Here is a 6,062-nt window from a genome sequence, read left to right as displayed (position 1 = left end):
ACTATTGACCGGAGCTATGGACCTGGACGGTCACACCGGGTCCCAGGTGAACACGTCGCTACTGCGGTCGAGCGGAACAGCATTTCCCATCAATGCCTTGATGCCATGCTCCCCGATGCTCTCCGGGGTCCAGCCCTCGCCGCGATGGACGCTGCGCAACGGGCGCACGCCGCTCATCAGGAAGATCTCGTTGTGCCGCGTCGCGAAAACCTGACCGGTGACATCCTTGGCCAGATCGGAACCGAGGTAGGCTACCAATGGTGCATTCTTGTCGGGTGTCATCTGCTTGAGGACGGCGACCCGCGCCTGCTGATCGGGGGTCTCATTCGGCACGGAATTCGTCATGCGACTCCAGGCGAAGGGCGCCACGCAGTTGGAGCGGACATTGTAGCGCTTCATGTCGAGCGCGATCGACTTGGACAGCGCCACGATGCCCAGCTTGGCGGCGGAATAGTTGGCTTGGCCGAAATTGCCGATCAGACCGGACGTGCTGGTCATGTGGATATAGGCGCCGCTCTCCTGGGCGCGGAAATACTCGGCTGCCGCGCGGCTGACGAAGAAGCTGCCATTGAGATGGACATTGACGACGTCGACCCAGTCCCGGACATCCATCTTGTGGAAGATGGCGTCGCGAAGGATGCCGGCATTGTTGACGACGATGTCGATCCGCCCGAATGCATCGACCGTGTGCTGCACCATCTGCAGTGCTGCTTCCGGCTCCGCCACGCTGTTGGCGTCGATGGCGGCGGTGCCACCCTGCGCTTCGATCAGACCCAATGTCTCCCGGGCGGGCGTCGTCGATTGGCCTTCACCGACCAGGTTGGCGCCGATATCGTTGATCATCACTTTGGCGCCGGCCGCAGCCATCGCGATGGCGATCTCCCGGCCGATACCCCCGCCCGATCCCGTTACCAGCGCCACCTTGCCGGCCAATATTCCCTTCTGATCCATGATCAGTCTCCATTCATGTGCCGGCGGGCGCCGGCCAGATTCCTTTGGTTCACTTCGGAGGGCGCTTCGCCTGCAAGGCGCCCAGCGCGGCCTCCACCGCCTGGCGGTGTTCATCCGTCGAAGCCGCGATCGCCTGGACGGTCGCGGTCAAGCTCAGCAGGTCTTCGAGGCTCATCGCACTGCTCCGGTGCAGCAGATGCTTGGTCATCCGGACGGCAAATCCCGGATGGGCAGCGATCTTCGACGCCATCGCCATCGCCGCCGGCATGAGCTGTTCATCTGGCACCACCTTCGTCACCAGGCCCCAGGCCAGAGCCTCCTCCGCATCAATCGTGTCGGCTGTCAGGCTCATCTCCAGCGCCTTGGCCAAGCCGACGACACGCGGCAGAAGCCAGGCGCCGCCGTCGCCCGGGACATAGCCGATCCTGACAAAGCTCTCTGCGAAGGTGGCACTCCGGGCCGCAATGCGGATATCGCACATGCAGGCAAGGTCAAGGCCGACTCCGACCGCCGGGCCGTTGACCGCGGCGATCACCGGCAATTCGAGCCGGGACATGGCAAGCGGAATACGTTGGATGCCACGGATGTAACGGTTGCGGGTGAGAGCCGGCGGGGTGGTGCCGGCGGTTTCGGCCATTGCCTTGATATCGCCGCCGGCCGAGAAGGTGGTGCCGGCGCCTGTGAGGACCGCGACCTTGACCGTCCCGTCGGTTGCCAGCCGTTCGATCGCCGCAAGCACCGCCGCTTGCATGTCGTCGGCTGACAGTACATTGCGGCGCTCAGGGCGATTGAGCGTGACGACCGCGATGTCGCCCTCCTGGCGATAGAGCACAGGGTCCACTTGGTTTCTCCGGAATGTCTGTGTATTGCGGCCACCCCCGGATTCGGCCATCTCGTGATGGGCCGCCCTGCAGGCATCCCAGTCCGGTCCCCATGGAAACCTCGCCTCGACGGGTGGGAACCGGACAGCGCGGCGGATATCAGAAATGCTTCGTGACGGTGACGCCGTATGTCGCCGGCGGCGCCGGCATGCCGAGCACGGCTGAACCGGAGAAGGGTGCTGCCAGCACCTCGGCAACGTAATAGAGCTTGTTCGTCACGTTGCGGCCGTAGGCGCTGATCGTCCAATCATCGTCATGGACGATATCGAGATACAGGTTCAGCTCCCAGCGGGACGGCTGGGACTGGAAGTCGTAATTGAACTGGGAGTACTGCATCCGGCTGGTCCAGGACAGTTCCGCGCGGGGGGTGATGTCGGCGAATGCCGGATGGAAGGTGTAGCCGATCTCGCCGACCAGCTTGTATTTGGGCGCAGATGTCAGCTGGTTGCCAGCCAGATCCATCAACTGCCCCGTCAGCTGGCTCGTATCCGACAGCTCCAGATATTCGCTGTGTAGCCCGGCCAGATTGAGCGAGAGCCTGAGGTCGTCGACCGGAACCGCGGTGATTTCAGCCTCGGCCCCATAGAGCTTGGCCTTCGCCGCATTGAGCGTCACGGGCCCGGGCGTCGGCGCCAGCTTGAGGATGGTGATCTGGAGGTTGCTGTAATCGTAATAGAAGCCGCCGACATTCACGCGGAGCCTGCGATTAAAGAGGTCGGCCTTGATGCCGGCCTCGTAGTCGATCAGCTTCTCCGGATCATAGGCCGGGTTCAGCGTGGTGAAGTCATAGCCCCCGCTCTTGAAACCGCGGGAATAGGACGCGTAGGCCATGATCCCGTCCGTGATCTGATAATGGACGGCCACCTTCGGGTCGAAGGAGGACCACGACTTGCTGTCCACGCCGGCGCCGATGCAACTGGTCGTTCCAGGGATGAAACCGGTGATGGGAGGAGCGGAACAGCCGGTGATGAGCGGGGCGTTGTACCTGTAGGTATTCACGAAATCGATCTGGTTGTACCTGTCGATGCTGCGCTTCTCGTGGCTGTAGCGCGCACCGAGATCAACACCGACCTGGTCCGTGAGGTGGATGGTGCCTTGGGCGAAGGCCGCATAGGCGTCCGTCTTCTGGGTACCGCCCTGGCCGAAACCCTGATAGAGCGGAAAGCGGCCGCCACCGAAATAGAGGGGGGAAACGCCGAGGTTCAGGGTGAAGCTGTTCTTCTCATGGAAATAATATCCACCCACAACCAGGTCGAACAACTCTCCCCGGGCGGACAGGCGCAGTTCCTGCGAGAACTGGTTCGCGCTGTTGGTATTGTCTAGCGAAGTGCTCAGCGACGTCGAGTCATCGCCATTGCCCCTGCTCTCCTGGTCCAGATGGCGGTAGCCGGTGATCGAGGTGATATCCACATCTTCGGCCAGTTCCAGTGTGGCATTCGCCGCCAAGCCGTAATTCTCCATGTAGAAGAACTGGTCCAGGCCGGCGCGGTCACGCGGGTCCGAGGGATGCGAGAAGCCGCTGGCCGTATCGGTATCGGGAAAGAAGGGATTGTTGCGGACGAAGGCGTAGCCGCCGGAATTATCCTTCTCCCAGCGATAGTCGCCGGACAGGACGAGCCGGAACTTCTCCGTCGGTTCGAAACCGAGCTTCGAGCGAACCGCCCGGCTACGCTCGCTATCGACCGGATTGCCGGTGGTGATGTTCTTGCCGAAGCCGTCGCGGTCGTTGGTCTGGAAAGCAAGCCGCGCTGAAACCGTGTCTGACAACGGACCACTGATCGCCCCTTCGGCACGGATCAGGTTGTAGTTGCCGGCGGTGACGGAGGCATATCCCTCCAGCGTATCGGTCGGATCGTTGGAGATGATGTTGATGGCACCCGCGGTGGCGTTGCGGCCATAAAGCGTGCCCTGCGGCCCGCGCAGCACCTCGATGCGGTTGAGGTCGAACAGGGAGGTCAGTGCAGCCTGCGGACGGGCATTGACGACGTCGTCGGTATAGACCGCGACGCGGCCATCGGCGCCCGCGCTGACGCCCTCCAGGCCGACGCCGCGGATGAAGATCCGCGCATCCGACGCCAGTCGGGAGAAGTTGACATTCGGCATCGAACGCGTCAGCGCATCCAGATCGATGATGCCGCGTTCCTTCAGCAGGTCGCCGCCGACGGCCGTGATGGCCAGGGGCGTCTTCTGGACGCTCGACATCTGGCGCTGTGCCGTCACGACGATGTCCTCAAGGATGATCTCCTCAAGCTGGACGGATTGACCGGACGCAACGGTTCCCGATGGTGGGGTTGGCCGCGTCTCCTGCGCATTGGCCACTGCCACGCAAAGTACAGATACAGTCAGGATGGCAGATGAAGACAAGAGCTTGCAAAGCATCGACTACTTCCTCCCGAAGCATTAACAATTATTATTGTTTGATCACGATGCATCTGGAAGCTTGCACAAGAGAGCGACTGGGACCTTTCGGAGCGGCCTGTTGCGTTCCTGCAAAGCTAATCCACCAACAAGGCTACATCTGGCATCGTGCTTCGCCTTGCATTTATTCCGACAAGCACCTTGGTGCGTTTCGCAACAATTGCCCCATGCCGAAATGCCGGATTGTTTCCATCGGCCCCCAAAGCACGATGGTCCATCCTTCGCAAAGTTGTTTGTTTCCCAATGAGGCTCGCTGATCGCTCCAGTCAGCTGGAACCGGCGCAAGGCAGGATCTCGAACAGGCCGGCAGCACCCTGGCCGCCGCCGATGCACATGGTCACGACAGCGAACTTGGCGCCTCGCCGGCGGCCTTCGATCAGCGCATGCCCCATCATACGTGCGCCCGACATGCCATAAGGATGGCCGACGGAGATGGCACCGCCATTGACATTCATCCGCTCGGCGGGAAGGCCCAGCACGTCCTGGCAGTAAAGAACCTGCGATGCGAAAGCTTCGTTGAGTTCCCAGAGATCGATATCCTCAAGCTTGATCCCGGTCCTTTCCAGCAGGCGTGGCACGGCGAAGATGGGCCCGATGCCCATCTCATCCGCATCACAGCCCGCCGTCGCGAAACCACGGAAAACACCAAGTGGCGTGATGCCGCGCCGCGCGGCCTCCACATCTGTCATCATCACACAGGCACTGGCGCCATCGGAGAGTTGCGAAGCGTTCCCCGCGGTCACCGTGAACCCGTCGCCCCGGACGGGTCTCAACCCGCTCAACCCCTCCAATGTTGTCGACGGGCGGTTTCCTTCGTCAGCCCGCAACAGCGCTTCCACCATGGTGGTTTCCTGCGTCGCCTTGTCCGTCACGGCCTTGACCGATGCGAGCGGCACGATCTCCGCATCGAAGCGGCCTGCCTGCTGGGCGGCGGCGGTCCGGCGCTGGCTTTCCAGCGCGTAGGCGTCCTGGCGGTCGCGGCCGACATGATAGCGCGCGGCCACATTCTCGGCCGTGTCGATCATGGCGGCATACTGGCCCGGGACATGTTCCTCAATCCATGGGTCGCGGTTGCAGTAGACGTTGGTGTAGTCGTTCTGAACGAGACTTATGGCCTCGCATCCTCCCGCAACCACAACCGGCACCTTATCGACAATGATGCGATGGGCCGCCGTAACAATGGCCTGCAGCCCGGACGCACATTGGCGGCTGACGGTCGCCCCGGACACCGCTGCAGGCAACCCCGCACGGATGGCGGCAATCCGGGCGAGATTGTTGCCCTGCGTTCCCTCCGGCCGGGCGCTGCCAATGATGACTTCCTCCACCTCTGCACCCTCGATCCCTGCCCGCGCGATGGCATGGCCGATCACATGGCCTGCGAGCGTTGGTGCCGGTGTTCGATTGAAGGCGCCAGTATACGCTTTGCCGATGGGTGTACGGGCGGTTGAGACGATGACGACATCAGCCATGGCCGATTTTCCTGTGATCATTATAACGCATGGGAGCAGGCGGTAACCTTGCCCCCTAGAACATCATCGTCAATTTGAAATCCCCTTCTCCATGCTCAATATCTTTCGAATTTCCGACACACATTTGAGAAATAATAAGTACTTTCTATGGGTTACCCGACATTACATTCGATATTTGCATTTAAAGCAAAATTGCTTTCTGGTTTTTAGATAGAAGGAACTCACTCCAATACTATATTTTTAAGTCATTTGACGCGAACAGTGAACACAAGCTGCGGCGTCACGGCCCTCCCCCCATCGTCAGGCTTCGCACTGGTATCAGTCCTGCTGACGTGGGGATTAA

At 61.3% G+C, this 6,062-nt stretch carries 4 protein-coding genes; all 4 read right to left on the bottom strand.

Features of this window, described 5'->3' with window-relative positions; translation table 11 throughout:
• Positions 1-30: 30 nt before the first annotated feature.
• The 4 genes from AC1Q7F_RS32405 to AC1Q7F_RS32390 all read right to left on the bottom strand — a co-directional run bounded on the left by AC1Q7F_RS32405 (position 31) and on the right by AC1Q7F_RS32390 (position 5,719).
• Complete coding sequence (locus AC1Q7F_RS32405; RefSeq protein ID WP_492512679.1) at positions 31-951, bottom strand: SDR family NAD(P)-dependent oxidoreductase; 921 nt, start codon at positions 949-951, stop codon at positions 31-33.
• Positions 952-1,000: 49 nt separating this feature from the next.
• Positions 1,001-1,792, bottom strand: a complete 792-nt coding sequence (locus AC1Q7F_RS32400; protein WP_492512678.1) for a crotonase/enoyl-CoA hydratase family protein — start codon at positions 1,790-1,792, stop codon at positions 1,001-1,003.
• 139 nt (positions 1,793-1,931) lie between these two features.
• On the bottom strand, positions 1,932-4,211 hold the full coding sequence (locus tag AC1Q7F_RS32395; RefSeq protein ID WP_492512677.1) for a TonB-dependent receptor: 2,280 nt from the start codon (positions 4,209-4,211) through the stop codon (positions 1,932-1,934).
• A 305-nt stretch (positions 4,212-4,516) separates the two neighbouring features.
• Positions 4,517-5,719 (bottom strand): acetyl-CoA C-acyltransferase, encoded by a 1,203-nt coding sequence (locus AC1Q7F_RS32390; protein ID WP_492512676.1) that lies wholly within the window; start codon positions 5,717-5,719, stop codon positions 4,517-4,519.
• Positions 5,720-6,062: the final 343 nt, after the last annotated feature.

This window comes from Niveispirillum sp. GW835-FHT14G11 (assembly GCF_058793615.1).
This window is presented reverse-complemented; position numbering and strand designations above follow the sequence as displayed.